The sequence below is a fragment of the Desulforamulus profundi genome, assembly GCF_002607855.1.
Map to the genome: position 1 here is coordinate 1 of NZ_AWQQ01000100.1, position 2,264 is coordinate 2,264.

At 52.8% G+C, this 2,264-nt stretch carries 1 protein-coding gene and 1 pseudogene; both read left to right on the top strand.

Annotated elements, in window-relative coordinates; translation table 11 throughout:
- Nucleotides 1-138 precede the first annotated feature (138 nt).
- Nucleotides 139-663 (top strand): sulfide/dihydroorotate dehydrogenase-like FAD/NAD-binding protein, encoded by a 525-nt coding sequence (locus tag P378_RS15430; protein WP_420796018.1) that lies wholly within the window; start codon nucleotides 139-141, stop codon nucleotides 661-663.
- Nucleotides 656-2,061: pseudogene (gltA, locus tag P378_RS15435) on the top strand (NADPH-dependent glutamate synthase). Before P378_RS15430 ends, gltA begins: the two are co-directional and overlap by 8 nt.
- The last annotated feature ends 203 nt before the right edge of the window (nucleotides 2,062-2,264 follow it).

A 2,264-nucleotide genomic window follows, 5' to 3' on the forward strand; every position in this document is an offset into this window, starting at 1 on the left:
TATTTGCGGAGGCCGGTTATTCCACCAAAAATTAGCCAACTGAATGCCGGTGATGCCGTGAGGATTTCGTGGGCCCCCTGGGTGTTCCTTCTCATGTAGAAAGGTTGGTAAGTAGTTATGGTTGCGGGGGGTGTCGGGGTGGCTCCGGTTTTCCCCATCGCCAGGGATATGAAGGCCGCAGGCAACCACGTTGTTGGCATCATGGGCGCTCGTAACAAAGAACTGATTTTCTGGGAAGAGCGTATGAAGGACGCATGCCACGAACTGCTGGTGACCACCGATGACGGTTCCTATGTCCGCAAGGGCTTTGTAACTGACGTCCTGCGGGAATATATTGAAAGTGCGGGAAAACCCGATCTGGTCATGGCCATTGGCCCCCTGCCCATGATGCGGGCGGTTGCTAACCTGACCAAAGAATATGAAATCAAGACCATGGTCAGCTTGAACTCCATTATGGTGGACGGCACAGGCATGTGCGGCGCCTGCCGGGTAACGGTGGGAGGAGAAACCCGGTTCGTCTGTGTAGACGGCCCTGAATTCGATGGTCATTTAGTTGATTTTGAAGAACAGTTAATGCGTTCCCGCAAGTATAAATCCGAAGAACAGCACGCTCTGAACCGGGGCGGTTGTGGCTGTGGTGGAGGAGGTAAATGCCATGGCTAAACAAATTATTCCGAAAAAGCATCCTATGCCCCATCAGGACCCCCAGGTACGGGCAAAAAACTTTGATGAAGTGGCCCTGGGATACACCGAAGAATTAGCAGTGGCCGAAGCCGAGCGCTGCCTTAACTGTAAAAAGCCTTTCTGTAAGCAGGGCTGCCCTGTTAGTGTAGACATTCCGGAGTTTATCGCTCTGGTTAAAGAAAGAAAATTTGATGAAGCCGCCAAGGTTATCAAACGCACCAACGCTCTGCCCGCGGTTTGCGGACGGGTATGCCCCCAGGAACACCAGTGCGAAAAATTCTGTGTTGTGGGCAAGAAAAACGAGCCCGTCGGCATTGGCCGTCTGGAGCGTTTTGTGGGCGACTACATCGTAAATAAAGAAGAAGAGATTGAAAAGGCAGAACCCACCGGTTATAAAGTGGCCATTGTTGGTTCCGGTCCTGCCGGTCTGGCCTGTGCCGCCGACCTGGCACGCTGGGGCCACAGCGTAACCATCTTTGAAGCGCTGCACACACCCGGCGGTGTTCTCATGTATGGTATTCCCGAGTTCCGTTTGCCCAAGCGGATTGTGCAAAAGGAAATTGAAAACTTGAAAAAGATGGGCGTGGAAATTGAAACCAACGCCATCGTCGGGCAAATTGCTCCCTGGATGAACTGTTTGAAGAAGAAGGATATGACGCTGTCTTCCTGGGCACCGGTGCAGGAACACCCTACTTCATGAACCTGCCCGGCGAGAACTTCAACGGGGTTTATTCCGCCAACGAGTTCCTGACTCGCTCCAATTTAATGAAAGCTTACTGCTTCCCCGAGTGCGATACCCCGATTAAGGTCGGCAAGAAGGTGGCTGTCCTGGGCGGCGGCAACGTAGCCATGGACGCAGCCCGTACCGCCCTCCGCCTGGGCGCCGAAGAAGTTTATATCGTGTACCGTCGTTCCCGGGCCGAGCTGCCTGCCCGTCTGGAAGAAATCGAGCATGCCGAAGAAGAAGGCGTCAAGTTCCTCTTCCTGACCAACCCCACCCGCTACATCGGCAACGAAGAGGGCTGGCTGACGGGTCTGGAATGCATTAAGATGGAACTGGGCGAACCGGATGCCTCCGGCCGCCGGAAGCCGGTGGCCATACCGGGCTCCGAATTCGTGCTTCCCGTCGATGTTACCATCGTGGCCATCGGCCAGGGACCGAACCCGCTGATTACCAAAACCACACCGGATTTGGAAACCAACAAGCGGGGCAACATTGTTGCCGACGACTTTGGCAAAACATCCAAAGAAGGCGTTTATGCCGGCGGCGATGTGGTAACCGGGGCTGCCACCGTAATCAAGGCCATGGGTGCCGGACGGGTTGCCGCCCAGAGCATTCACGATTATTTAATGGCCAAGGGACCGAAGAAAAACTAACGAATATAAATGTAAGCTAAAAGGTGTATCGCCCCTTCACAGGGCGGTACACTTTTATTTATGGGCTATTTGTCTTAGAAAAATGCTTTTGGGTCCTGTTGTTAGACTTAAGGGTATTCCTTAAGGGCCCAGTTTTTAGTAAACTAGGTATTATGATGAAATACTTATGTTAAAAGGCTAGACCCGATAGTAATGCATATAAG